Here is a 25,616-nt window from a genome sequence, read left to right on the forward strand (position 1 = left end):
CGAGTATGTCCCACCCGCAACCTGCCGTGCGCCGCGTCGCCGTCATCGGGGGCAACCGGATTCCGTTCGCCCGCTCGAACACCGCGTACGCGAGCGCATCGAATCAGGACATGCTGAGCTTCACGCTGCAAGGGCTGATCGATCGCTATGACCTGCACGGCGCGCGTCTCGGCGAAGTCGCGGCGGGCGCCGTCATCAAGCATTCGCGCGACTTCAACCTGACGCGCGAGTCCGTGCTGTCCACCACGCTCGCGAAGGAAACACCCGCCTACGACGTGCAGCAGGCCTGCGGCACCGGCCTCGAAGCCGCGATCCTCGTCGCCAACAAGATCGCGCTCGGGCAGATCGACGCGGGCATCGCGGGCGGCGTCGATACCACGTCCGACGCGCCGATCGGCGTCAACGAGCGCATGCGCAAGATCCTGCTCGAAGCGAATCGCGGCAAGAGTACCGGTCAGCGTCTCGCCGCACTCAGCAGGCTGCGGCCTGGCATGTTGTTCAAGCCGCTGTTGCCGCGCAACGGCGAGCCCCGCACGGGGCTGTCGATGGGCGAGCATTGCGAGCTGATGGCCAAGCGCTGGAACATCTCGCGCGAGGCGCAGGACGTGCTCGCGTACGAGAGCCATCGCAAGCTCGCCGATGCGTACGCGCGCGGCTTCGTCAACGATCTGATGACGCCGTACAAAGGCCTCGCGCGCGACAACAACCTGCGCGCCGACCTGTCGCTCGAAAGGCTTGCGAACCTGAAGCCCGTGTTCGACCGCGACGCGGGCACGCTGACCGCCGGCAACTCGACGCCGCTGACCGATGGCGCATCCGCGGTACTGCTCGCGAGCGAAGCGTGGGCGGCCGAGCGTGGCTTGCCCGTGCTCGCGTATCTGAGCTGGTCGGAAACCGCAGCGGTCGACTTTTTCGACCAGCAGGAAGGCCTTCTGATGGCGCCCGCCTACGCGGTGCCGCGCATGCTCGCGCGCGCCGGCCTCACGCTGCAGGACTTCGATTTCTACGAAATCCACGAAGCGTTCGCGGCTCAGGTGTTGTGCACGCTCGCGGCATGGCAGGATGACGAATATTGCCGCACGCAGCTTGGCCTCGCCGGCGCGCTCGGTGCGATCGACCGCACCAGGCTCAACGTGAACGGCGGTTCGCTCGCGACCGGCCATCCGTTTGCGGCGACGGGCGGACGTATCGTCGCCGCGCTCGCAAAGATGCTGGCGCAACTCGACAAACCGGCCGGCAGCGCACGCGGGCTGATCTCGATCTGCGCGGCGGGCGGCCAGGGGGTCGTCGCGATTCTGGAACGCTAGGGCCTGTTCACGCTAATAACGGGCTTGCGCTGGCCGCCAGAAGGGCCGAGCGTAAGGATTGCGACGCAGCGAATACTCGACGTATTCGCAAGGAGCATGACGCGGCGATCGGCCCTTCTGGCGGCCAGCCCCGGGAAGGATTTTTTTAAAACAGGGGAACGTGCCTTTGCGCGCGTATTGCGGCGTCGGTCGTCGCTTGTTTGGCTCGGCCAAACGGCGCTCCTCTCTCCTTGCACTACGCGCGCAAAGGCACGTTCGCAAGCCCGTTATTAGCGTGAACAGGCCCTAGCGCGGCAGCGCATACCAACATTTTCAGGAGGCAACCGATGACCGAGCCCACCCAAGCCCCGCTGCACGTGCCGGACGCAGGCGGCACGCCTCGTCAAAACCCGGTGCCCCACCCCGCTCCGAACACCGACGGCATCTGGTACGCGTCCTATCCGGACGACGTGCCGCGCGACATCGACGTCACGCAATACGAGTCGATCGATCAGTTCTTCGACGAATGCATCGCACAGTTCCGCGAGCGCGTCGCGTACGTGAGCGTCGGCGCGAACCTGACGTACGGTGAACTGGGCCGCAAGGCGAGCGCGTTCGCGGCGTACCTGCAAAGCATCGGCGTGGAGCCGGGCGAGCGCGTCGCGATCATGCTGCCGAACACGTTCCAGTATCCGGTCGCGCTGTTCGGCACGATCAAGGCGGGCGCGGTGGTCGTCAACGTGAATCCGCTCTACACGGTGCGCGAACTCGCGCACCAGCTAAAGGACAGCGGCGCGCAGACGATCGTCGTATTCGAGAACTTCGCGAAGACGCTCGAAGATGCATTGCCCGGCACCAAGGTGCGCAACGTGATCGTGACCGGGCTCGGCGATCTGCTCGCCGACGGCGCGAACCTGAAGGGACACCTGCTCAATTTCATGCTGCGTCACGTGAAAAAGATGGTGCCCCCTTACAAGCTGCCGCAGGCGGTGCCGCTCCTGACAGCGCTTTCGGCCGGTTATGCGCGGCCGCATACACCGGTGCGCGCGACCCACGAAGACATCGCGTTCCTGCAATACACGGGCGGCACGACCGGCGTCGCGAAAGGCGCGATGCTCACGCACCGGAACATCCTCGCCAATCTGTTGCAGGCGAAGGCGTGGGCCGCGGGGCAGCTGTCCGGCGAGGGCGAAACGGTGCTCACGCCGCTGCCGCTTTATCACATCTACTCGCTGACCGTGAATGCGCTGATCTTCATGGGGCTCGGCGGGCGCAACATCCTGATCGCGAATCCGCGCGACATGAAGCGCGTGATGATGATCATCCGTCACGAAAAATTCACCGGCATGACCGCGGTCAACACGCTCTATAACGCGTTCCTCGACAACGAGGAATTCTGTCGGCGCGACTTCTCGGACCTGAAGCTCGCGATGGCGGGCGGCATGGCGACGCAGAAAGCCGTCGCCGAGCGCTTCAAGGCGGTGACGGGCAAGCCGATCATCGAGGGCTACGGACTCACCGAGTGCTCGCCGATCGTCTCGATGAATCCGGTCGATCTGACCAATCTGCGCGACTTCGAGGGCTCGATCGGCTTGCCCGCGCCGTCCACGCAGGTGCGCTTCAGGAAAGACGACGGCAGTTGGGCCAATATCGGCGAGGCGGGCGAGCTGTGCGTGAAGGGCCCGCAGGTCATGAAGGGCTACTGGAACCGCCCCGACGAAACCGCGAAGGTGATCGACGACGACGGCTGGCTTGCGACCGGCGACATCGGCGTGATGGACTCGCGCGGCTTTATCCGTCTGATCGATCGCAAGAAGGACATGATCCTCGTGTCGGGCTTCAACGTGTATCCGAACGAAATCGAGGACGTGATCGCCGCGCATCCGGACGTGCGCGAAGTCGCCGCGATCGGCGTGTCCGACCCCGCGCAAGGCGAGCGCGTGAAGGTGTTCATCGTGCGGCGCACGCCGACACTGACCGCCGAGCAGGTGATTGCGTACTGCCGCAAGAATCTGACTGGCTACAAGGTGCCGAAGCTGGTGGAGTTCCGCGACGAGCTGCCGCAAACCAACGTCGGCAAAATTCTGCGCCGTGCGTTGCGCGACGAGGAACTCGCGAAACAGAAGTCCGCCTGACGGGAATAAGCGTTGCTTCAAAGCGTTATTGCTTTGTTGCTTCGCGTTATTGCCTTGCAGGTTGCATGAGCGGCCGCGTCACTTTCTGGAGAAATTCATGAAGCACCGCATGACCGCCCGTTCGCATCGCCGGCGACAGCGCTTGCTGGGTGCGCTGCTCGTCGCGCTCGGCCTGCTGTCGGTGCCGACGGCCTTCGCGCAGAACGACGATCGCCCGCCCCCGCTCAACACCGCGAGCGCCGTCAAGCCGCCCACCACGCCGGCCGCGCAGGTCGGCATGCTGACGCTCGACCAGCAGGTCAAATGGCTGCGCGCCGCGCAGCAAAGCGGCACGCTCGAAAAGCTCGACGACGCGCAACTGGTCGCGCTGTTCCAGTCGCTCGATCCGCTCGCGCTGCCGCGCTATATCAAGGAAGGGCCGAACGACTACCCGTCGTACGAGTTCACGATGTCGCGCTCCGAGCGCATTCGCGGCATCTGGCCCGACAAGCCCGATCACATGCTGGTGCGCGTCGCGCACGACCCGCTGCGCATCTACGCGAAGTGGCTGCCCGACGGCGCGCACGCGGGCCAGGAAATCATCTACGACGAATCGAAACGTAGCGACGAAACCTACGGCCACCTCGGCGGCATCATGAACGTGATGCCGTTGTGGACGTCGCTGACCGGCGCGCTCGCACGCTCGCAATCGAATCACAGCGTGCGCGATCTCGGCACCGAGTACGTTGCCGATCAATACCTGAGTGAAGGAAAAAAATACACCGAGGCCGGCTTGCCGCGTTCGGTGCGGATCGAAGTGAAGACCATCGACGGTGTGCGCGTCGTCGCGTTCACGTTCGAAACACCGGTCGGCCAGCCACAGTTCTACGCGAAAAAGGAAACGCTCGGGCTCGATCTGCGTCATCCGTTCTTTCGCAGCGTCCAGTCTTACGACAACGACGGCAAGATTTTCGAGCAGATCGTGTTCGAGAGCATCACGCCGAGGACATTCGACGATTCGACCTTCGATCCAAAGAACAAGGACTATAAGTTCTAGCGCGCGCTGCGCGGCGTCAGCGCGAAGGCCACGTGGGCGGGTTGCGCGTCCAGCCCCTCGCGCGCTTCGTGACGATGCTCGACGAAGCGTCCCGTGCGAAGCGCGAGGTGTTGCAGGACGAAGTAATCGGACGCGCGCGTGAAGCCGATCAGCGCGGGCATCGCGTGCGGGGTCCGCCCATCGTCGAGCAGTGGCGCAAGTGTGGTGAACCAGAGCGCACCCGCATCGTCGCCGGTTTCGAAGGTCGGCAAGCGAAGATGCGCGGCATAGCGTGCGAACGACGCGCCGCATTCGAGCGTCGAGTCGACGATCGCGAACGCGCGCGCATTGTCAGCGCACGCGGCGGCTCGCGCGAGCCACGGCCATGCGCCGCCCGCGGCCGTCGCGAGGCATGCACCGGTGAGCATGAAAGTGCGTCGATCCATTGGCGTGTACGTTCCGTTCTGTTTGCGCTTCGGTCTGCCGTGCGTGTCCGTACGCGTCGTTCACGTGTACCCGCGCCGGTCGCGCCACGCCGCCGGCCAGATGCCCTGCTTGCCCGGCGCGAGAATGCCGTTCGGATCGAGCGCATCCTTCAGCGTTTCGGCGAAGCGCAGCGACGCACCGTCGTTGAAGCTGTATTGCGCGGCCGCGAAATCCATGTACGCGAGATGCGCGCGATATTCGCCGTAGCCGGCCGCGCGCGCGTCGCTCATCAGCGAGCGCAGCAGCGCGCCGGCCTGCTCCACCTGGTTCGCGTCGTCGCGATCGAAAATCGCCGCGAAAATATGATGCAGATGCCGCGCGCCCGCGGTGAAGCCACCGTAGTAGTCGAAGCCGTATTCGGCGGCGCGCGCTTTCACCATCGTGTACTGGCGCATCGCGTCGCGCCCGGTCGCCGGACAGATCGGCGCGAAGTCGACGTGCGCGCCCGCGCCGCCGCGCCAGTCGAGCATGCGAAACGCGGTCATCGCGGGAATGCCGGCCATGTTGCGATCGCCGCCGCCAGTCGGCTGAGCATCGCCCGCATAGCGCGCCGCCATGAGCCGCGCCTCCGGCACACGCGCGAACGCGCGCTCGATCAGCGCGTAGCGCGCATCGATCAATTCGGGCGTGCCGTACAGCGCGAAATGCAGGTTCCAGCGTCCGACGCCGAGTTTGTCGAGCATCGCCTGCACCGCGCTCCCGGGCATCGCGCCCGCGCCGTCGTACCACTGCCGGCGTGGCGACAGGCTCGCCGCGCGCCGCAATCCGCCCTCGATCACTGCGTGATTGCGGATCGTGGCGTCGAGCCGCAACGGCCGCAGAATCTCGACGATCTCCTCCAGATCGGCCTCGCGACGAAACTGGATTTCGCCGAGCAGATACGCGGGCGGCGCGGGCATCAGCCACACGCCGAGTTTCGTCACGATGCCGTAGTTCGACTGCATGAACATCGCATCGAACGACGGCCCGTAGCCCGGCTGATACAGCTGCCACGCAGTGCCGATCTCGACGCCGCCCATGCCGGTGCGCAGCACGTCGCCGTTGGCGAGCACGACCTCCATCCCGCATTGGGCCGCCGCGTGATCGCCGTAGTCGGTATAGCCGAAGCCGCGCTCCAGCGTGTTGCCGACCACGCTGCCCCAGCCGGCAGCCGGTGGATCGACCCACAGCTTGTAGCCCTTGTCGCGCAGATGCGCGTACAGATCGAAATAGCTGACGCCCGGTTCGACCAGCGCATAGGCGAGCGTTTCGTTGACTTCGAGGATGCGGTTCATGCGCTGCAAGTCGAGCACGACCGAGCCGCTGAGACGCGGCGCCGCGCCGCCGTATGCGAAGTTGCGCCCGGTCGACACGGTCCACAGCGGAATCCGGTACTGATTGGCGATGCGCAGCACCGCGCGGATTTCATCGACCGACGCGGGCAGCAGCGCGGCGCTCGCGACAAACGCCCCCGGCTCGCCAGGAGCGAACGGATCGACATAGGCGGCGAGGCCGGCGTCGGAACGCAGCACGTGCGCTTCACCGACGATCGCGCGCCAGCCGGCGAGCGCCCGGTCGAACTGCGCGGCGGACAGGTTGGGCGGCAGCGTCTGGGGCAAGGCGTCTCCTTGTCGGTCGGGCAACCCGCGGGTGCAGTCGCGCGGGCAAGCTATGCGTGCGTCGCCGCTGACGGCCTTGACGACACGCTACCGCCCGCTACTGCTGCCACGTCTCGGGCTTACCACCGAGCTCGCTGCACACGTCGATCGCGATCTCGCGCAGCTTGCCTTCCGCGATCGCGCCAGACAGCGCGTAGCCCATGCCGTCGCTGATCCAGTAGAAGGTGCGGCGGTTGCCGTCGCGAAACAGGCGGAACGCGGTTTCGTTGCGGGTGACGCCGGTCACGTACAGCGTCAGGCGCGCGCCGGTCTGGTTCTCGTACATGAACTGCGCAGCCGGCCCGGCCTCGCCGGGCAACAGCCGGCCGCCCACCAGCGAATAACCATACTCCTGCAGCGACGGCACCGACAGCGGACGATTCAGCCGCTTCGACAGCCAGGTGATCAGATGCTCCTCTTCGCTCGCGGCGACTTCGACCGGATGACGCCGCTCCGGCGAGTACACCGCGTACGCGACATCCGCGCGCTGCGCAAAACCGGCCGGCTGTCCGCCGAAGCCGCTCCACGCGCCGCCGGTCAGCCGCGGCGCGAGCGGACCGAGCGCCAGCGCGAGCCCGGCGCCAGCCGCGAGCCAGCAGGCGGCGAGACCCGCGCGCTGCCACCACGGCCGCGTCCGACGCACGACGATAAAAGCCGGCTCCTCCGCCTCCGTGGGCTGGCTGCCTGCATAGCTTCGCTCGCCGGCTTCAGCGGCTTGCTGCCGATCGTCGGCCCGCTGCCCTGCTTGCGCTTGCCGCGCATCGCTGTCCGGCGCGCCGCACAGCGCCCGCAGCGCCGCCTTCTGCGCGCGCCACGCGGCCACGCGCGCGGTGGCCTGCGGATGCTGGCGAAGCTGCGTTTCGATCGCGGCGCGCTGCTCTTCCGGCAATTCGCCATCGACATAGGCCGACAGCGCGCGCAGATCGAGCTCGTCATGCAAGCCGGAATCGGAGTCGTCGTTGTTCATTATCGGTTTCTCACCACTTTCAGCGGCGCGACTTTATGCGCCGCCCGCGGCGCACGGGGCTGCGGTCCGTGCATCGGTCCTGGCGGCTCCTCGCACAGCAACGCGCGCATATGCTCGCGCGCCCGCGACAGCCGCGACATCACCGTACCGATCGGCACCCCCAGCGCGCTCGATGCCTGCTGGTACGACAGCTCCTCGACGCACACCAGCAGCAGCACCTCACGCTGCTCGAGCGGCAGGCAGTACAGCGCGCGCTGCACGTCGCGCAGCACCAGACCGTCGACCTCACCTTGCGGCGCCTCGAGATTGCGCCACGGCGCGCTTTCGTCGTCGACGGCGATCTCGCGGCGCCCGCGCAGCTGGTCGATGTACAGATGCCGCAGGATCGTCAGCAGCCACGCGCGCAGGTTGCTGTTCGGCCGGAATGCCGACCAGCGCGCAAGCGCGCGCTCCGCCGTATCCTGCACGAGATCGTCGGCCCAGGCGCGGTCGCCCGTCAGCGCGCGCGCATAGCGGCGCAGCTGGGGCAGCCACGCGATCACTTCCGCTTCGAATGTCACCCGGCGTGCCAGCGCCCGGTCGCGGCGTTAGTAGCCGCCGCCGCTGCTGTTGCTGTTGTTGCTCGAACCCGACGCGGCGTTGTCGGTATCGGCCGCGTGCGCGAGGGAGCCGCACGCGAGCGCGAGCAGGACGAAGAGCGCTGACAGAATACGGGATGCTTTCATGGTGAGCCTCCTGGCAGATGCCCGGCACGCGATCGACCGACCGGCGCGGCGGGCGGCAGGCCGCGGAATGCGGTACTGCCATACTGGACTCAACGCCGCGATCGCGTGGTTTATTCCATCGCCGTCGTGGCGCTGTTTCGCTGCGCTGTTTCTCCGGGCTTTTCGCGGCGCTTCGGCGCCGCCGCCGTGGTCGCGCAACATGCCCCTATGTTCTTCCTTTTCCGCCAACCATGCCGGCAATGCCTGGAGAGACCGGAAGAAGACGACATTGACCAGCTGATTCGTAACTCAACGTTACAGTCCCACGTTATCGGATGCTTATGTGCTCACAAGTCGTTATAGTGGACAAAGTTCGCCCCGTCGACGCGTTCTGCCCCCGCATAGGGTAGAAAGGGTAAAATCGCGGCGAACCACCGTCTATCTAACCTGAATTGTCCATGGCTTCCGCAGAATCGCATCCGCAAAACGACTTCATGAACGCTGCGCGCAAGGAACGAAAGCGCGTCGAAATCTATCTGGTCAACGGCATCCGCCTGACCGGATGCATCGAGTCGTTCGATCAGTACCTGGTGATGCTGCGCACGCCGGTTGGCCTGCAAGGCATCTACAAGCGCGCGATCTCCACGATCCAGCTCGACACCGGCACGCGGCCGGCGCCGCGCACGGGCCGAACGTCGCATGGCGAACATGGCGCGCGCGGTCCCCATGGTTCGCGCGAACATCGCGAGCCGCGCGAAGGGCGTGAATCGTACGGCACGCCGTCGGCGGAACGCGCGCCGAGCGAGCGCAGCGGCAACTCCGAAGGTCCGGTGGTCGTCACGCGGCGGCGGCGTCTGTTCGGCACCGGCGGCGAAAGCGGCAATCATGGCGGCAATCATGGCGGCAACCACGGCGGCGGCAGCCCCGGCGGCAATCAGGAATAAATACGAAGAAGCTGTAGCGGCCGCGCCTCGCTACTGCGCGGACGAACCGAGGCGCCGCGGAATTTTCTCCAGTTGGGTCAGCTGACGCTCGGTCAGCTCGAATCTCCCCTTGACCGCCAGCACGCGGCGGCGCCAGTAGCCGGCGTCGAACAGGTGCAGCGCCGGTTGCCGCGTCGCCCAATCCAGGTGTTCCAGTTCGGCTTCCACGACGTGGGCTGCGAGCACTCGTCGCGAGCCCGCCGGCTTTTTCCCGTTCATCTGGTTCGCTGTGTGATGGATCGATGGAGGTGTCGTTCGCGGCTCGAGCGCGGCCGGGACACTCGGAGAACGAATCGATGCCAGCCGGCTTTAAACGACGCGCCTGCGCCATCTGGCGGTCGTTCGCCGATAGCCGCGATGCGCTATGCTGAATGATCGACCCTCTACCGATGGAGCGCGCCATGACCAGCAAAAACCAGCATGCCTCCCGACCGGCGCGCACGCGCCGGACGCCCCCGACGTCCGCCGATACGCGGCTCGACGAAGCGCTGATGGAAAGCTTTCCCGCCAGCGATCCGATCGCCGTCGACGTGACGCAGCCGCCTCGCGAACGGATGCGCAAAACGCAAGCGGATACGCGCAAGCGGCATTGAAGTCGCGCCGTCTTGCGTCGTACGACGGCGGCGCACAACGACGCGGCAACGAGCCGTCAGGGCTCGCGAAAAATGCCGAGTGCAAATGCCGAAAAGCCCGGCGGTAAAAGTGCGATGCGCGGGCTGGCGGGGTATGGAAAGCACCGCTCAAACATAACAACGGTAACGCCCGCGGACGAGCCGGACGGCGCACCGATTTCCGCGCCGTCCCGCCACTCCACCCAGGCTCACACCGTCGTGCTCAATGCACCGGCAAGCCGCTATTGAGCTGACGCTGCAGGTCGCGCACCTGGCGCTGGGCGACGCGCAACTGATCCTGCGCGGCGGCCTTCTGCTGCGCCAGTTCGGTCGCCTCGGCGCGCTTCTGCTCCTGCTGGCTCGCGACGATGCTTTGCTGCTGACGCGCGACGTCGAGGTCGGCCTGCAGCCGGCTCGCGCGTTCCTGCGACAGCGCGACCATGCGCTGCGTGAACGCCTTCTGCGCTTCGAGTTGCGTACGGCGGATCTCGATGTCCGACAGTTGCATCGTCTGCCGCGCGAAATCCTTGTAGATCAGCTCGGCGCGCGCGGCGTCCTGCGACTTGATCACGCGCCAGAAGTTTTTCTGCTGGAACAGCGCGATGTAGTAGGTCATCTCCTTGCCGTAGAACAGCAGGCTCGCGCCATAGCTGCCGTTATACGTGGTGCGCAATTCGCTCAGATCCGGCCCGTGGATCATCTGCTGCAATTCAGCCACGTTCCCGGTGGCGGATTGCCGGTTTTCATCCGGCGTCAGTGCAGTGGTTTCCGCCTGGCCGGCCTGCGAGGTGTCGGGCAACGCACTCGTCGTACCCGGCTGGGACACGACCGTACCGCTCGCACCACTGTTCTGCAGAGCCTGTGCATTCGCGCCCTGAAGGGCCCCCAATACGATGCATGCGGCCAGAGCAATCTCTCGTAGCTTCGACTTTCGGTCCATGTGATACCTGTTGAACAGATTTTGTTTTAGTAGAAAACGGGGAATTATTACTCACTTTGGCGGGTTTCGGGCTCTTCGTCGAAAATATGGTACTTGCGCGTTTGCTTCTATAACAGGCACAAGCGCAGTCCCGCCTCACCGGCGCGGCGGTAGACGACGATCCGTTCGATTCCCTGCCGCTGATCGCTCGTCGGCAAGGACATGCCATGAGCCGGGCGATGCGTCGGGCGATTCCGGCTGGGGCGCGACGGTCGAGGCCAACCGGCCGGTCACGCTCGGCTTCACATATGCGCACTGCTACAGCCTCGATGTGTCCGTCGGAAAAGCGGTCGGTGATGCGCCGGTGGAGAGCGCATCGCACAGTCCGCGCATCAACGCGAGGTTCTGCTACCAGCTGAATTGACACGCTTCAGAAGTGCCGCGAGCGGATTAGAAGCTCCACTATCAAACGACACATGCACTTTCGCGTATTCTGCGCTGACGCTGCAAACGGCACACCGCTGGCATCGTTGCGCATCGCGAGGGCCGGTACCGCACATCCGACCACGACGCCCATAACGCCGCGCGACCATGATCGCGCTGTCTCATATCAAGGAGGAAGGCAATGACGCAATTCACTCGACGTGCCAGCGCGCTTGCGCTGCGCACCGCCCGTCACGCCGCGCTCGCCGGCGCCCTGCTCGCCAGCGCCGTGACCGCGATGGCGCAGACCGATACACCGATCGGCACGTGGCAAACCATCGACGATCACACGGGCCAGCCGAAGGCGCTCGTGCAGATCACACAAGACGGCAATGGCGAACTGAACGGCAAGGTTATCAAGGGTCTCGGCGCGAACGACCAGCCGGATCGCCGTTGCACCGAATGCACCGACGCGCGCAAGGATCAACCGGTCCTCGGCATGACCATCATCAACAGCATGAAGAAGGATGGCGACGCATGGGATCACGGCCAGATTCTCGATCCTGAAAACGGCAAGGTCTACAAATGCAAGATGCATCTCGAGGACGACGGCAACAAGCTCGTGGTGCGTGGCTACATTGGGGTCGCGCTGCTTGGCCGCTCGCAAACGTGGATACGGCAGCAATGAGGGTCGACGTGCGGCGCATGCGTGGCGCCTGGCACGTCGCCTGAATGTGCGCATGATGCTGCAACGATGCGCGCTCTGCGTCAGGAGGTGCAACATAAAAAACGGCCGGCGATCAAGAATCGCGCGGCCGTTTTCATTGGGGCAAGCTGTTTGCGATGCTCATGCTGCCTGCTTGAGCGGTGCAGCGTAAGCGATCGGCGACGCCGGCACCGACGTGGCCGGTACCGGATCGTATGCGGCGGCCGGAATACGAAACGCCGCGGGCACGCGCTTGGACGCGGCGCGCTTGTGCCGCACGCTCGCGTGCATACGCATACGCGCTTCCATCAATCTGCAGAAATCTTCGCTCGCGGTGCCGAGCAGTTGCTCCGTGACGTGCTTGAGCACGCCCGATTCGTACCACGACTTGAAGCGGCGATGACAGGTCTGATATGACGGGTAGCGGCGCGGCATTTTGGACCAGGTGGCGCCGTTATACATGACCCAAAGCACGCCGTTGAGCACCGAGCGGGTATCGGCAAGTGGACGGCCACGCATTTCGGTACGCGGCCGGAGTTCGGGCAGCAGTGGCGCAACGCGCTGCCATTCTTCATCGGTGATTTCGCGATACGGGTTCATGCTTCCTCCTTTGTCAGAACAACGACAAAAGATAGCCAGTCATCCGTGCGCGGAATATCAGACCACTCCGAATCCTGAAAATATGTCGTGCGCGGTAGCTCAGGTTAGGGACGTGTCGACGATCCGGCGCGGCGTGTCGAGATACTCCTTCGACTGCATCTCGACGATGCGCGACACCGTACGCGTGAATTCATTAGCCATCGGACCGTCGACGTACAACTGCTCCGGCGGCACCGCAGCCGACATCAACAGCTTGACCTTGTGGTCGTAAAACACGTCGATGAGCCACGTGAAGCGGCGCGCTTCCGACGCCATGCGCACCGACATCTGCGGCACGTCCGACAGGATCACCGCGTGAAAGCGGGTCGCGAGTTCGAGGTAGTCGTTCTGCGAGCGCGGGCCCCCGCACAGCGTCGCGAAGTCGAACCAGACCACGCCGTCCGCGCGGCGCAGCGCCTTCAGCTCGCGCTTCTCGATATGCAGCAGCGGGCTTTCGTCGGGCACCGCGGCGAGGCGCGCGAAGGCGTCCCGCAGCGCCTTGCCGGCGGCGGCGTCCAGTGGCGTGTGATAGACCTCCACCTGCGCGAGCGTGCGCTGGCGATAATCGATCCCCGCGTCGACGTTGATCACGTCGAGCTTCTGCTTGATCAGTTCGATCGCGGGCAGCATGCGGTCGCGATGCAGGCCGTCCGGGTACAGCGTGTCGGGCGCGTAGTTTGACGTCATCACGAACTGCACGCCGTTCTCGAACAGCTTGTCGAGCAGGCGATACAGGATCATCGCGTCGGCGATATCCGACACATGGAATTCGTCGAAACAGATCAGCCGATAGCGCTTCGCAATGCGCCGCGCGAGTTCGTCGAGCGGATCGGCCCGGCCTTTGAGTTCTTCGAGTTCGCGATGCACTTCGCGCATGAACTCGTGGAAGTGCAGACGGGTCTTGCGATGCAACGGCACGATCATGTAGAAGCTGTCCATCAGGAAGCTCTTGCCGCGGCCCACGCCGCCCCACATGTACACGCCGCGCGGCAGATCGGGGTGAATGATCAGCTTTCTGAACGCGTTCGAGCGGCGCGACTTGTATGCGACCCACTCTTCATAGCACCGCTGCAGGCGGTCGACCGCCGCGCGCTGCGCCGGATCGGATTGATAACCGCGCGTCTGCAGTTCTTTTTCGTAGTATTCGGTGACGTTCATCGTGTTGCTGCAAAAAGAAAGGCGGGAGGGATTGAACCCCGCCCGCCTTTGGTGATGCCAAGGTTGCGTTTCGGTCAGGCGTGCGTGCTTACATGTTCAGCGCGCGCTTGTCGACGGCGAGTGCCGCTTCGCGCATGACTTCCGACAGCGACGGGTGCGGATGGCAAATACGGCCGATGTCTTCCGACGCCGCCTTGAACTCCATCGCCACCACGGCTTCCGCGATCAGGTCCGATGCGTTCGCCGAGATGATGTGCACGCCGAGCAGTTCGTCGGTCGTCGCGTCGGCGATCATCTTGACGAAACCGTCCGCCTTGTTGATGCCGAGCGCGCGGCCGTTCGCCATGAACGGGAACTGGCCGGTCTTGATCTCGCGGCCTTCCGCTTTCAGTTGCTGCTCCGTCTTGCCGACCCACGCGATTTCCGGTTCGGTGTAGATCACCCACGGAATGCAGTTGTAGTCGATGTGCGGCTTCTGACCGTCGATCACTTCGGCAACCAGCACGCCTTCGTCCTCAGCTTTGTGCGCGAGCATCGGGCCACGCACCACGTCACCGATCGCGTACACGTTCGGCACGGCCGTCGCGCAGTGGTCGTCCACGTCGATGAAGCCGCGCTCGTTGGCCTTCAGGCCGATCGCTTCGAGGCCGAGGTTGTCGGTGTTCGGCACGCGGCCGACCGACACGACCAGGCGGTCGGCTTCGAGCGTCTGCGCGTTGCCGTCCTTGTCCGTGTAGGCGATCGTCACGCCGTTCGCGCTCGTCTTCACTTCGCCGACCTTCACGCCGACTTGGATGTCGAGACCTTGCTTCTTGAACTGCTTGGCCGCTTCCTTCGACAGCGCCTGGTCAGCCACGCCGAGGAATTCCGGCAGCGCTTCGAGCACGGTCACGTCCGCGCCGAGGCGGCGCCACACCGAGCCGAGTTCCAGACCGATCACGCCTGCGCCGATCACGGCGAGCTTCTTCGGTGCCGTGTCGAACGACAGTGCGCCTTCGTTGTCGGCGATCAGCTTGTTGTCGACCGGAATGCCCGGCAGATGACGCGCCTTCGAACCCGTTGCGATGATCACGTTCTTCGCCGTGACGACTTCGCTGCTTGCACCATCTTCGCCTTCGCCGCTCACTTCGATCTGCACGCCGGCGTCCGTCTTGCCGGTGAACTTGCCATGGCCCTTGAGCCACGTGATCTTGTTCTTGCGGAACAGGAATTCGATGCCCTTGGTCATCTTCTCGACGATGCCGTCCTTGCGGCCCATCATCTTCGAGATATCGACCGAAACGTTTTCCACCGAGATGCCGTGGTCGGCAAGGTGATGCGACGCGTTCTCGAACTCTTCCGACGAAGCGAGCAGCGCCTTCGACGGAATGCAGCCGACGTTCAGGCAGGTGCCGCCGAGCTTCAGCGTGCCGGCCGGGTTCTTCCACTTTTCGATACATGCGACGGTCTTGCCGAGCTGCGCTGCGCGGATGGCGGCGATATAACCGCCAGGGCCTGCGCCGATCACGACGACGTCAAATTCTTTGGACATGACAATCCCTTTGATGGCGGAACGGCGCCGGGCCACCCGAGGTGGCGCGCGCCGTTCCTGTACTGCGGAATGCTAAAGACGTGCTACGGATGACGCCGGCCCGCGCAAACCGCGGGCCGGCGTCGGTGGAACGTGCGCTTACAGGTCGAGCAGCAGGCGAGCCGGATCTTCCAGCGCATCCTTCATCGCGACCAGCGACAGCACTGCTTCGCGGCCGTCGATGATACGGTGGTCGTACGACAGCGCGAGGTAGTTCATCGGGCGGATCACGATCTGGCCGTTTTCGACCACTGCGCGTTCCTTGGTGGCGTGCACGCCGAGAATCGCCGACTGCGGCGGGTTGATGATCGGGGTGGACAGCATCGAGCCGAACACGCCGCCGTTCGAGATCGAGAACGTACCGCCGGTCATTTCTTCGATGGACAGCTTGCCGTCCTTCGCCTTCTGGCCAAATTCGGCGATCTTCTTCTCGATGTCGGCGAGGCTCAGCTGATCTGCATTGCGCAGGATCGGCACCACCAGACCGCGCGGCGAACCGACAGCGATACCGATATCGAAGTAGCCGTGGTAGACGATGTCGTTACCGTCGATCGACGCGTTCACGAGCGGGAACTTCTTCAGCGCGTGAACAGCCGCCTTCACGAAGAACGACATGAAGCCGAGCTTCACGCCGTGTTCCTTCTCGAACTTGTCCTTGTACTTGTTGCGCAGATCCATGACCGGCGCCATGGTCACTTCGTTGAACGTCGTGAGGATGGCGTTGGTTTGCTGCGACTCGAGCAGACGCTCGGCGATACGAGCACGCAGACGCGACATCGGCACGCGCTGTTCCGGACGGTCCTTCAGCCATTGATCGGCCGATGCCGGTGCCTTGACGTCCGGCAGCGACGGCTTCGCAGCCTTCGGTGCGGCAGCCGGAGCCGGTGCAGCCTTGGCAGCCGGAGCAGCCTGGCCGGCGACGAGCACGTCGCCCTTCGTGATACGGCCGTCGCGGCCGGTGCCGGCGACGTCGCCCGCAGCCAGACCCTTCTCTGCCATCAGCTTGCCGGCAGCCGGCGAAGCAGCGGTGTTCGACCCCGTTGCGACAGCGGCCTGAGCCGCCGGTGCGGGAGCCGCGGCGGCGACCGGAGCCGGCTTCACTTCGGCTTCGACAGCGGCGGCGCCTGCGGTGCCTTCCGTGTCGATCTTCGCGATCACCTGCTCAGCCGTGACCGTGTCGCCGTCGTTCGAAATGACTTGCGCGAGCACGCCTGCTGCCGGTGCCGGCACTTCGAGCACGACCTTGTCGGTCTCGATTTCGATGAGGATTTCGTCCTGAGCGACAGCCTCGCCGGGCTTCTTCTTCCACTGCAGCATGGTTGCCTCCGAGACCGACTCGGAGAGCTGGGGAACCTTGACTTCAACAATAGCCATTATGAGTATCCTGATTACGTATCGGGTGACGGCGCTTCTTCACGACCGCCTGCGAACCGTGAACGCCGCGCCTGAACCTCATGGGAAACGTTCGGCGCGGCGCGGGAAAGCGCACTGCGCTTTCCCGGCTCGTCTGTTTCTTTATTTAGCGATCGACGCGCTCTTGAGACGGCCGAAAGCACCTTCGATCAGCGCCTTCTGCTGCTCGTAGTGCTTCGCGTAGTAGCCGACTGCAGGCGAAGCCGAAGCCGGACGGCCGCTGTACGCCAGCTTCTGCCCTTCCTTCATGCCTTCCTTCAGATGGTGCTCGATGTAGAACCACGGGCCCTGATTCTGCGGCTCGTCCTGCACCCACACCACTTCGGTTGCGTTGTCGTACTTCTTCATTTCCGCTTCGAACTGCTTGTGCGCGAACGGATAGAGCTGTTCGATACGGATGATCGCGACGTCGTTCACCTTCGCTTCGCGGCGATGCGCGACCAGGTCGTAGTACACGCGGCCCGAGCAGGCCAGCACGCGCTTGACCTTCTTCGCGTCGATGGTTTCGTCCACTTCGCCGATGACCGGCTGGAACGAACCCTTCGCGAGTTCCGACAGATCCGACACGGCTTCCTTGTGACGCAGCAACGACTTCGGCGTCGCGACGATCAGCGGCTTGCGGAACAGGCGGATCATCTGGCGACGCAGCAGGTGGAAGACCTGCGCCGGCGTGGTCGGCTGAACGACCTGCATGTTGTGGTCTGCGCACAGTTGCAGGAAACGCTCGATACGCGCCGACGAGTGCTCCGGACCCTGGCCTTCGTAGCCGTGCGGCAGCAGCATGGTCAGGCCCGACACGCGGCCCCACTTCACTTCGCCCGACGAGATGAACTGGTCGATCACGACTTGCGCGCCATTCACGAAGTCGCCGAACTGCGCTTCCCACGCGACGAACGTGTTAGGTTCAGCGGTCGAGTAACCGTATTCGAAGCCGAGCACCGCTTCTTCCGACAGCACCGAGTCGATCACCGTGAACTTCGCCTGACCTTCGGCGATGTTCTGCAGCGGCACGTAGGTGCCGTCGTTCCAGCGCTCGCGGTTCTGGTCGTGCAGCACTGCGTGACGGTGCGTGAACGTGCCGCGGCCCGAATCCTGACCGGTCAGACGAACTGCGTAGCCCGAAGCGACCAGCGACGCGAACGCGAGGTGCTCGCCCATGCCCCAGTCGAGCTTCGCTTCGCCGCGGCCCATGGTGCGACGGTCGTTGATCACGCGCTCGACGAGCGGGTGAACCTTGAAGTTTTCCGGAATCGTGGTGATGCGTTCGGCGAGGCGCTTCAGTTCCGCGAGCGGCACGGCCGTGTCGGCCGCGTCGGTCCACTTGCGGTTCAGGAACGGCACCCAGTCCACCGCGTACTTGCTCTTGTAGTTCGAGAGCACCGGGTCGACCGTGTGGTGGCCCTCGTCCATCGCCCTGCGATAAGCCTTGACGAATTCCTCGCCATCCTCGGCCTTGATGACGCCCTGCTGAACGAGCTTTTCAGCGTACAGCGCGCGCGTGCCGGGGTGCTTCGAAATCGTCTTGTACATCAGCGGCTGCGTGACCGCCGGGGTGTCCTGCTCGTTGTGGCCCAGCTTGCGGAAGCAGACGATGTCGACGACGACGTCCTTGTGGAACTGCATGCGGAAGTCGATCGCCATCTGGGTGGCCAGCACGACCGCTTCGGGATCGTCACCGTTCACGTGCAGCACCGGCGCTTCGATCATCTTGACGACGTCCGAGCAGTACAACGTGGAGCGCGAGTCGCGCGGGTCCGACGTCGTGAAGCCGATCTGGTTGTTGATGACGATGTGCAGCGTGCCGTGCGTGCCGTAACCGCGCGTTTGCGCGAGGTTCAGCGTTTCCATCACGACGCCCTGGCCGGCGAAAGCCGCGTCGCCGTGGATCTGCACCGGCAGCACCTGAACGCCGTTTTCGTCGCCGCGACGGTCCATACGCGCCTTCGCCGAGCCCTCGACCACCGGGTTGACGATTTCGAGGTGCGACGGGTTGAACGCGAGCGACAGGTGAACCGGGCCGCCTTCCGTCGCGACGTCCGACGAGAAGCCCTTGTGGTACTTCACGTCGCCAGCCGGCAGATCATCGACGTGCTTGCCTTCGAATTCGGCGAACAGGTCTGCCGGCATCTTGCCGAGCGTATTGACCAGCACGTTCAAACGGCCACGGTGAGCCATCGCGATGACGATTTCCTGAACGCCGCGCAGACCGCCGTGACGCACGACTTCGTCCATCGCCGCGATGAAGCTCTCGCCGCCTTCGAGCGAGAAGCGTTTCTGGCCGACGTACTTGGTGTGCAGGAAACGCTCGAGGCCTTCGGCGGCCGTCAGGCGATTCAGGATGTGCTTCTTCTTGTCGTTGTTGAAGCTCGGCGTCGAACGGATCGATTCGAGGCGTTCCTTCCACCAGCGCTTCTGCTCCGGATCGCTGATGTACATGTACTCGGCGCCGATCGTGCCACAGTACGTGTCGCGCAGGGCTTTGACGATCTCGCGCAGCGTCGCGCGCTCGAACCCGAAGTACAGATTCGTTGCGCTGAACTCCTGGTCCATGTCGGCTTCGGTGAAGTCGTAGAACGCGGGTTCAAGTTCGGGGATCGCGGGACGCTCGCGGCGCTTCAGAGGATCGAGATTGGCCCATTGCGAGCCGAGGAAGCGATATGCGCCGATGAGGGACTGGACGTAAACCTGTTTGCGGGCGGTTGCGAGATCTTCGCCGCCGACCGTTGCGCGCGGCAGGAAGGCATTGGCCTTGGCGCGCTGGGCAAACGATTCGACGATCGGGCCATGGGCCACGTCGTTGGCGTTGCTGCCGTCCGATGCGGGCACGTTCTGCAACGCATCGAAATAGCTGCGCCAGGTCTCGGGCACTGACGCCGGATTATCGAGATACGCTTCGTACATTTCTTCAACGTACGGAGCATTGCCGCCGAACAGATAAGAGTTCGACTGGAATTGCTTCATCATTTTTACGCTCACCTTTCTTCGAGTTTCTCGAGAAATAGCGGGTTACCGAACCTTCCGCGACACGGCCTGACCGTTTAGCGGATTGCGCGAATCAAGTCTTGCTTGGAAGGACCTAAAACTTTGCACCCGGGAGCATAGCACAGAACGAATAGCCCAGATAGCGAACGGCACAGGCGCAAAGCCTGTGATGGCGGACGTTTCGCGGGCGACGGGGTGCCTTTTCACAGCGCGCAACAGTGTTCTGTGAGAAATGAAGGCGAACGGCGCAATGGGTGTCTACATGTGTGCCGCCCCGGAAAGTGGCAGGCATGATGCAGCGCCAAACGTTTTGATGCGCCGAAAACAAGGAAGCCACCCGAAGGTGGCTTCCGCTTCCTGCTATCCAGACGGATATTCGAGTCCGGCTTATTCGCCGGCAACCTTGTTGCGGCTCGCGCTGCGGCGTTCGTGTTCCTTCAGGTAGCGCTTGCGCAGACGGATCGACTTTGGCGTGACTTCGACCAGCTCGTCGTCGTCGATGAACTCGACCGCGTATTCGAGCGACAGCTGAACCGGCGGCACGAGACGCACGGCTTCGTCGGTGCCAGACGCGCGCACGTTGGTAAGCTGCTTGCCCTTGATCGGGTTCACGACGAGATCGTTGTCGCGGCTGTGGATGCCGATGATCATGCCTTCATACAGCGCTTCTCCCGGCGCCACGAACATGCGGCCGCGGTCCTGCAGCTTCCACAGTGCGTATGCGACTGCCGCGCCGTCGTCCTGCGAGATCAGCACGCCGTTGCGACGTTCGCCGACCGCGCCTTCCTTGACCGGCTGGTAAGAATCGAACGTGTGGCTCATCAGACCCGTACCGCGCGTGAGTGTGAGGAATTCCGACTGGAAGCCGATCAGACCACGCGCCGAAATACGGTACTCGAGACGCGTGCGGCCACGGCCGTCCGATGCCATGTCGAGCATTTCGCCCTTGCGGCGGCCAAGTTCTTCCATCACGCCGCCCTGGTGGGGGTCTTCCATGTCGACGGTCAGATTTTCGTACGGCTCGTGCTTCTCGCCGTCGATTTCCTGCATCACGACGCGCGGACGCGACACGGCCAGCTCGTAGCCTTCGCGGCGCATGTTTTCGACCAGAATGGTCAGGTGCAGCTCACCGCGGCCGGCCACTTCGAACGTCGTTTCGTCGCCGGTATCGCGCACGCGCAGCGCGACGTTGTGATTCAGTTCCTTCATCAGCCGGTCGCGAATCTGGCGGCTCGTGACGAACTTGCCTTCACGGCCCGCGAGCGGCGAGGAATTGACGAGGAAGTTCATCGTCAGCGTGGGTTCGTCGACGGTGATCATCGGCAGCGCTTCCGGCTGTTCCGGCGAGCAGATCGTCACGCCGATGCCCACTTCCTCGATACCGTTGATCAGCACGATGTCGCCCGCCTCGGCCGAGTCGACCTGCACGCGATCGAGACCCTTGAACGACAGCACCTGGTTGATCTTGCGATTGAGGATTTCGCCTTCCGGGCCCGATCGCACCGCGACGGCCATGCCCGGCTTGATGCGGCCGCGCGTGATACGGCCAATGCCGATACGACCAACGTACGACGAGTAGTCGAGCGACGTGATTTGCAGTTGCAGCGGACCTTCCGGGTCGGCCGGGCGCACCGGCACGTGCTGCAGGATTGCCTCGAACAAAGGACGCATGTCGCCGTCGCGTACATCAGGCGTGAGACCCGCGTAGCCGTTCAGGCCCGATGCGTAGACGATCGGAAAGTCGAGCTGCTCTTCGCTGGCGCCGAGCTTGTCGAACAGGTCGAAGGTCTGGTTGATCACCCAGTCGATCCGCGCGCCCGGACGGTCGACCTTGTTGACCACGACGATCGGCTTCAAACCCAGTGCGAGCGCCTTCTTCGTGACGAAGCGGGTTTGCGGCATCGGGCCTTCCACCGCGTCAACGAGCAGCAGCACCGAGTCGACCATCGACAGCACGCGCTCCACTTCGCCGCCGAAGTCGGCGTGCCCCGGCGTGTCGACGATATTGATGTGCGTGCCCTCGTACTCCACCGCGCAGTTCTTCGACAGGATCGTGATGCCGCGCTCTTTTTCGATGTCGTTCGAGTCCATCACGCGCTCGGCGATCTGCTGGTTCTCGCGGAACGTGGCGGTCTGACGGAGGAGCTGGTCGACGAGCGTGGTCTTGCCGTGGTCGACGTGAGCAATGATGGCGATGTTGCGTAGGGCGCGGGTCATAGGAAACCTGAAGACGGTTGAGTGCGCCGCTTGCTTATGCTGCTGGTTGAGGAGCCAAACCACGACAACAAGCCCAAAGCGCACTTTTGGGAACCCAAAATTATAGCACGCACGGATGATCCTTTTCTGGTATTCCCCGATAGACCGTCCGCTCTCCGCGCCTGCGCGAGTTGCGCGAATCGCGCCTTGCCCTGCCCTACGTCATTCCGTACGGTTTGTTGCTTGAGCGCGAAATAATCCTTGCCTAAGCTGTATTAACGCTTGTCGCGTCAATCAACAGCCAGCTATACTAATGCCTAGTCAACCATTGCATTCGCACGAGAATCATGACGGAGCCGTCCAACGAATCCACGCCGAATCTCAGCGAGTACCAGCTCGGCGAAAGCGTCGGCTATCTCATCTCACGGGTGAAATCGACGCTATCAAACCTGATCACACAGCGCAGCATGGCCGAACTCGGCATCACCAGCCAGCAGGGCAGCATCCTGTTCATGGTGGCGAGCGGCAAATGCCTGCTCGCGGCTGAGTTGGCGCGTGAATACGGTATCGACGCAAGCGCCGTCACGCGCCTGATCGATCGGCTCGAAAAGCGCGGCCTGCTCACGCGGGTGCGCAGTAACGAAGACCGGCGCGTCGTGCGCCTCGCGTTGACGCCGGAAGGCCATGCGATCGCGGCTCGCATGCCGGCCATTTTCAATGGCGTGCTCGATAACCTGCTGAGCGGGTTCACCCCGGAAGAAGTGGGCTTCCTGAAGAGCATGCTGCGTCGCGTGCTCGTCAATTCCGGCGAACACACGGGACTTTCCCGCGACGCCGCAAGCCATCCCGATAGCAAATCGTAATAGCTTGCTTGCTGCGTCCATCAATACATTCCACTCAAAGAAGAGTCGAGCGATGAAATCCCTTTCCCTGTCCGCGCCCGCGCTGTCGAGCCGGGCCGCTGTCGCCGCCGCGGTGACGGCGCTCGCCCTCACGGGGTGCGCGAACTACTTCGGCGTCAAAAGCGACAAGCAGATCGCGTCGCCGACGCAGTACGAGTCGACGCAGAGTCTGCCCAACGAGGGCGGCCAGTGGCCATCGCTCGACTGGGCCAACCAGTTCGGCGACCCGCAACTGCCGAAGCTGATCGCGGAAGCGCTCGAGGGCAGCCCGTCGATCGCCCAGGCGCAAGCGCGGCTCGCAAAGGCTTCGTCGTATATTGAAAGCTCGCGCGCAGCGCTGTTCCCGAAGGTCAGCGCGAGCTATTCGTGGACCCGCGAGCTGTACTCGGCAAACTCCCTTTACCCGCCTCCGTTCGGCGGCACCTGGTATAGCGAGAACAACGTGCTCGCGAGCGCGTCGTGGGATCTCGACCTGTGGGGCAAGAACCGTCAGCGGCTCGGCCAGGCCGTGTCGCAGCAGAAAGCCGCCGAGGCCGATATGCAGCAGGCGCGCGTGACGCTCGCCGCGTCGGTCGCGAGCACCTACAACCAGCTCTCGCAGCTGTATGCGTTTCGCGACATCGCCGCGCGTGAAATCGCGAACCGCCAGGACGTCGGCCGTATCACGAATGACCGCGTGACGGCCGGCCTCGACACCAACGTCGAGAAGCAGACCGCCGCCGGCAACGTCGCGACGAGCCAGTCGAACCTGACCGACCTCGACGGCCAGATCACCGTCGTGCGCTACCAGTTGGGCGCGCTGCTCGGCAAAGGCCCGGACCGTGGCCTGCAGATCGACAAGCCGGTGCTCACCGGCGGCGACGTGGTCGCTCTGCCGGACAACATCCCGGCCGACCTCGTGGCGCGTCGCGCGGACATCGTCGCCGCGCGCTGGCAGGTCGAAGCCGCGATGCATGACGTGAAGGAAGCGAAAGCCGAGTTCTACCCGGACGTGAATCTCGCGGCCGGCTTCGGCTTCGACGCGTTCGGCTGGGGCCGTTTCCTGACCGCGTCGAGCCGTCAGATCCAGTTCGGCCCGGCGATCCATCTGCCGATCTTCGACGCCGGCGCGTTGCGCGCGCAGTTGAAGGGCCGCTACGCCGACTTCGAGGGCGACGTCGCGAACTACAACCAGACGCTGATCAACGCGCTGCAGGACGTCTCGACGCAGGTGTCGTCGATCCGCTCGATCGACCGCCAGGAGGGTGACGCCCAGCGCGCGCTCGACGCGTCGAGCAAGGCATACCAGCTCGCCGTAATCCGCTACAAGGCCGGCCTGTCGCCGCAGCTGCAGGTGCTCACCGCCGACGAAAACCGCCTTGCCGCCGAGCAGACGGTCACGGGTCTGCAGATGCGCCGCCGTAGTCTGCAGATCGGTCTGATCAAGGCACTGGGCGGCGGCTTCGACGCAACCCAGACCGGTCTCGTCGTGCCGACCGATGCTCCCGCATCGGCCAACGCCGCGAACCACGCCACGAGCACCGCCGCGAACTGAGCGAGCCCGCCCGCGCCGACGCACACGCATACACACGAACACCCGAATAAACGACGACGTTCAAAAGAACCCGGAGCACATCAATGAGCACCCCCCAGCAGCCCGCCACTCCACCGCAAGCGGCGAACAACGGCAAACGCAAGCGCATGATGACGCTGCTCGTCATCGTGATCCTGATTGCCGCGGTCGCGTACGGCCTGTACTACTTCCTCGTCGCGCGCTTCCATGAAGACACCGACGATGCCTACGTGAGCGGCAACGTCGTGCAGATCACCCCGCAGGTCACGGGCACCGTGATCGCGGTCAACGCGGACGACACCCAGGTCGTCAAGGCCGGCGACCCGCTCGTCGTGCTCGACCCGGCCGACGCGCGCGTCGCACTCGAACAGGCCGAGGCCAATCTTGCGCAGGTGGTGCGCCAGGTGCGCGGTCTGTTCGCCGACGACAGCCAGTACGAAGCGCGGGTCGCGGCGAGCCAGGCCGATCTGTCGCGCGCCCAGGACGACCTGAAGCGCCGTATGACGGTCGCGCAAACCGGCGCGGTATCGCAGGAAGAAATTTCGCACGCACGCGACTCCGTGAAGAGCGCGCAAGCCGCGCTCGACGCCGCCAAACAGCAACTCGCGGCAAACCGCGCGCTGACCGCGAACACCACGATCGCCGATCACCCGAACGTGCAGGCCGCCGCCGCGAAGCTGCGCGACGCATACCTGAACCACGCTCGCAATACTCTGCCGGCGCCGGTCACAGGCTATGTCGCAAAACGCTCGGTGCAGGTCGGCCAGCGCGTATCGCCCGGCTCGCCGCTGATGGCGATCGTGCCGCTGCATGACGTGTGGGTCGAGGCGAACTTCAAGGAAGTGCAACTGAAGCACATGCGCATCGGCCAGCCGGTCGAACTGACGGCCGACGTCTACGGCTCGTCGGTGCCGTATCACGGCAAGGTGGTCGGCTTCTCGGCCGGCACGGGTTCGGCGTTCTCGCTGCTGCCCGCGCAGAACGCGACCGGCAACTGGATCAAGGTCGTGCAGCGTCTGCCAGTGCGTATTTCGCTCGATCCGCAGGAACTGGAGAAGCATCCGCTGCGTATCGGTCTGTCGATGCAAGCTGACGTGAACATCAAGGACGACACCGGCGGCCAGCTCGGTCAGGCGCCGTCCACGGTTTACCAGACCAACGTCTTCGACAAGTACGGCGCGGAAGCCGATGCGGAAATCGCACGCATCATCTCGGAAAACGCCGGCACGAACGCGAACGGCGGCGCGCAGAAGTCGACCGCGGCGAGCGCCGCGGCCGCCGCGAAACCGGCGGCCCATAAGAGCTGAGGCTCCGTCCGACGATTCAAAGAAG

Annotated in this window: 22 protein-coding genes and 1 pseudogene; 10 read left to right on the forward strand and 13 right to left on the reverse strand. The window is 64.2% G+C overall.

The window, feature by feature from the left end:
* The first annotated feature begins 5 nt into the window (after nt 1-5).
* The 3 genes from OKW35_RS40255 to OKW35_RS40265 all read left to right on the forward strand — a co-directional run bounded on the left by OKW35_RS40255 (nt 6) and on the right by OKW35_RS40265 (nt 4,457).
* Entirely contained in the window at nt 6-1,307 is a 1,302-nt protein-coding gene (locus OKW35_RS40255) for an acetyl-CoA C-acetyltransferase (protein WP_429554966.1), read from the forward strand.
* A 326-nt stretch (nt 1,308-1,633) separates the two neighbouring features.
* The gene (locus OKW35_RS40260; protein ID WP_429554967.1) at nt 1,634-3,421 is read left to right on the forward strand and encodes an AMP-binding protein; all 1,788 of its coding nucleotides are present in this window, start codon (nt 1,634-1,636) and stop codon (nt 3,419-3,421) included.
* A gap of 97 nt (nt 3,422-3,518) precedes the next feature.
* The gene (locus OKW35_RS40265) at nt 3,519-4,457 is read left to right on the forward strand and encodes a DUF1571 domain-containing protein (RefSeq protein ID WP_429554968.1); all 939 of its coding nucleotides are present in this window, start codon (nt 3,519-3,521) and stop codon (nt 4,455-4,457) included.
* Here OKW35_RS40265 and OKW35_RS40270 read toward each other — a convergent pair.
* The 5 genes from OKW35_RS40270 to OKW35_RS40290 all read right to left on the reverse strand — a co-directional run bounded on the left by OKW35_RS40270 (nt 4,454) and on the right by OKW35_RS40290 (nt 8,251).
* Nucleotides 4,454-4,882 (reverse strand): hypothetical protein, encoded by a 429-nt coding sequence (locus tag OKW35_RS40270; RefSeq protein ID WP_429554969.1) that lies wholly within the window; start codon nt 4,880-4,882, stop codon nt 4,454-4,456. The genes OKW35_RS40265 and OKW35_RS40270 overlap by 4 nt on opposite strands.
* Nucleotides 4,883-4,942: 60 nt before the next feature.
* On the reverse strand, nt 4,943-6,520 hold the full coding sequence (locus OKW35_RS40275; protein WP_429554970.1) for an FAD-binding oxidoreductase: 1,578 nt from the start codon (nt 6,518-6,520) through the stop codon (nt 4,943-4,945).
* A gap of 97 nt (nt 6,521-6,617) precedes the next feature.
* Nucleotides 6,618-7,526 carry an anti-sigma factor family protein gene (locus tag OKW35_RS40280; protein ID WP_184066823.1) on the reverse strand — a complete coding sequence of 303 codons (909 nt, stop codon included), beginning with the start codon at nt 7,524-7,526 and terminating at the stop codon, nt 6,618-6,620.
* The gene (locus OKW35_RS40285; protein WP_429357042.1) at nt 7,526-8,086 is read right to left on the reverse strand and encodes a sigma-70 family RNA polymerase sigma factor; all 561 of its coding nucleotides are present in this window, start codon (nt 8,084-8,086) and stop codon (nt 7,526-7,528) included. Before OKW35_RS40285 ends, OKW35_RS40280 begins: the two co-directional genes overlap by 1 nt.
* Nucleotides 8,087-8,113: 27 nt before the next feature.
* Nucleotides 8,114-8,251 (reverse strand): hypothetical protein, encoded by a 138-nt coding sequence (locus OKW35_RS40290; RefSeq protein WP_167368637.1) that lies wholly within the window; start codon nt 8,249-8,251, stop codon nt 8,114-8,116.
* A gap of 437 nt (nt 8,252-8,688) precedes the next feature.
* Here OKW35_RS40290 and hfq point away from each other — a divergent pair, with 437 nt between their 5' ends.
* Nucleotides 8,689-9,174, forward strand: a complete 486-nt coding sequence (gene hfq / locus OKW35_RS40295; protein ID WP_184066817.1) for an RNA chaperone Hfq — start codon at nt 8,689-8,691, stop codon at nt 9,172-9,174.
* Nucleotides 9,175-9,204: 30 nt separating this feature from the next.
* Here the strand turns inward: hfq and OKW35_RS40300 are convergent, their stop codons facing one another.
* Complete coding sequence (locus OKW35_RS40300) at nt 9,205-9,432, reverse strand: hypothetical protein (protein ID WP_429554971.1); 228 nt, start codon at nt 9,430-9,432, stop codon at nt 9,205-9,207.
* A 182-nt stretch (nt 9,433-9,614) separates the two neighbouring features.
* Between OKW35_RS40300 and OKW35_RS40305 the strand changes: the two genes are divergently transcribed.
* Entirely contained in the window at nt 9,615-9,806 is a 192-nt protein-coding gene (locus tag OKW35_RS40305) for a hypothetical protein (RefSeq protein WP_090805694.1), read from the forward strand.
* A gap of 241 nt (nt 9,807-10,047) precedes the next feature.
* Here the strand turns inward: OKW35_RS40305 and OKW35_RS40310 are convergent, their stop codons facing one another.
* Entirely contained in the window at nt 10,048-10,764 is a 717-nt protein-coding gene (locus tag OKW35_RS40310) for a DUF2968 domain-containing protein (protein ID WP_429554972.1), read from the reverse strand.
* 205 nt (nt 10,765-10,969) lie between these two features.
* Between OKW35_RS40310 and OKW35_RS40315 the strand changes: the two are divergent.
* Nucleotides 10,970-11,167 (forward strand): annotated as a pseudogene (locus OKW35_RS40315) (ShlB/FhaC/HecB family hemolysin secretion/activation protein); the annotation flags it as partial.
* 201 nt (nt 11,168-11,368) lie between these two features.
* Nucleotides 11,369-11,854: a DUF2147 domain-containing protein gene (locus tag OKW35_RS40320; protein WP_429406506.1), complete on the forward strand. Its 486-nt coding sequence runs from the start codon at nt 11,369-11,371 to the stop codon at nt 11,852-11,854.
* Between the two features lie 159 nt (nt 11,855-12,013).
* Here OKW35_RS40320 and OKW35_RS40325 read toward each other — a convergent pair whose 3' ends face one another.
* The 6 genes from OKW35_RS40325 to typA form a co-directional block, all read right to left on the reverse strand.
* Nucleotides 12,014-12,472, reverse strand: a complete 459-nt coding sequence (locus OKW35_RS40325; protein WP_429554973.1) for a transposase — start codon at nt 12,470-12,472, stop codon at nt 12,014-12,016.
* 99 nt (nt 12,473-12,571) lie between these two features.
* Entirely contained in the window at nt 12,572-13,669 is a 1,098-nt protein-coding gene (gene zapE, locus OKW35_RS40330) for a cell division protein ZapE (protein WP_090804139.1), read from the reverse strand.
* 88 nt (nt 13,670-13,757) lie between these two features.
* The gene (lpdA, locus tag OKW35_RS40335) at nt 13,758-15,200 is read right to left on the reverse strand and encodes a dihydrolipoyl dehydrogenase (RefSeq protein ID WP_429357037.1); all 1,443 of its coding nucleotides are present in this window, start codon (nt 15,198-15,200) and stop codon (nt 13,758-13,760) included.
* 138 nt (nt 15,201-15,338) lie between these two features.
* Entirely contained in the window at nt 15,339-16,613 is a 1,275-nt protein-coding gene (gene odhB / locus OKW35_RS40340) for a 2-oxoglutarate dehydrogenase complex dihydrolipoyllysine-residue succinyltransferase (protein WP_429554974.1), read from the reverse strand.
* A gap of 141 nt (nt 16,614-16,754) precedes the next feature.
* A complete protein-coding gene (locus OKW35_RS40345) occupies nt 16,755-19,616 on the reverse strand; it encodes a 2-oxoglutarate dehydrogenase E1 component (protein WP_429554975.1) in 2,862 nt (953 codons plus the stop codon).
* A gap of 405 nt (nt 19,617-20,021) precedes the next feature.
* On the reverse strand, nt 20,022-21,851 hold the full coding sequence (typA, locus tag OKW35_RS40350) for a translational GTPase TypA (protein WP_090804133.1): 1,830 nt from the start codon (nt 21,849-21,851) through the stop codon (nt 20,022-20,024).
* 326 nt (nt 21,852-22,177) lie between these two features.
* On the opposite strand from typA, the gene OKW35_RS40355 reads away from it, so the two are divergent.
* The 3 genes from OKW35_RS40355 to OKW35_RS40365 all read left to right on the forward strand — a co-directional run bounded on the left by OKW35_RS40355 (nt 22,178) and on the right by OKW35_RS40365 (nt 25,591).
* A complete protein-coding gene (locus tag OKW35_RS40355) occupies nt 22,178-22,693 on the forward strand; it encodes a MarR family winged helix-turn-helix transcriptional regulator (protein WP_429357034.1) in 516 nt (171 codons plus the stop codon).
* A 52-nt stretch (nt 22,694-22,745) separates the two neighbouring features.
* On the forward strand, nt 22,746-24,266 hold the full coding sequence (locus tag OKW35_RS40360; RefSeq protein ID WP_429406520.1) for an efflux transporter outer membrane subunit: 1,521 nt from the start codon (nt 22,746-22,748) through the stop codon (nt 24,264-24,266).
* 83 nt (nt 24,267-24,349) lie between these two features.
* Nucleotides 24,350-25,591, forward strand: a complete 1,242-nt coding sequence (locus tag OKW35_RS40365) for an EmrA/EmrK family multidrug efflux transporter periplasmic adaptor subunit (RefSeq protein WP_184029918.1) — start codon at nt 24,350-24,352, stop codon at nt 25,589-25,591.
* Nucleotides 25,592-25,616 lie beyond the last annotated feature (25 nt).

This window comes from Paraburkholderia sp. MM5477-R1, from assembly GCF_050436385.1.
GTDB classification, from domain to species: Bacteria; Pseudomonadota; Gammaproteobacteria; order Burkholderiales; family Burkholderiaceae; genus Paraburkholderia; species Paraburkholderia tuberum.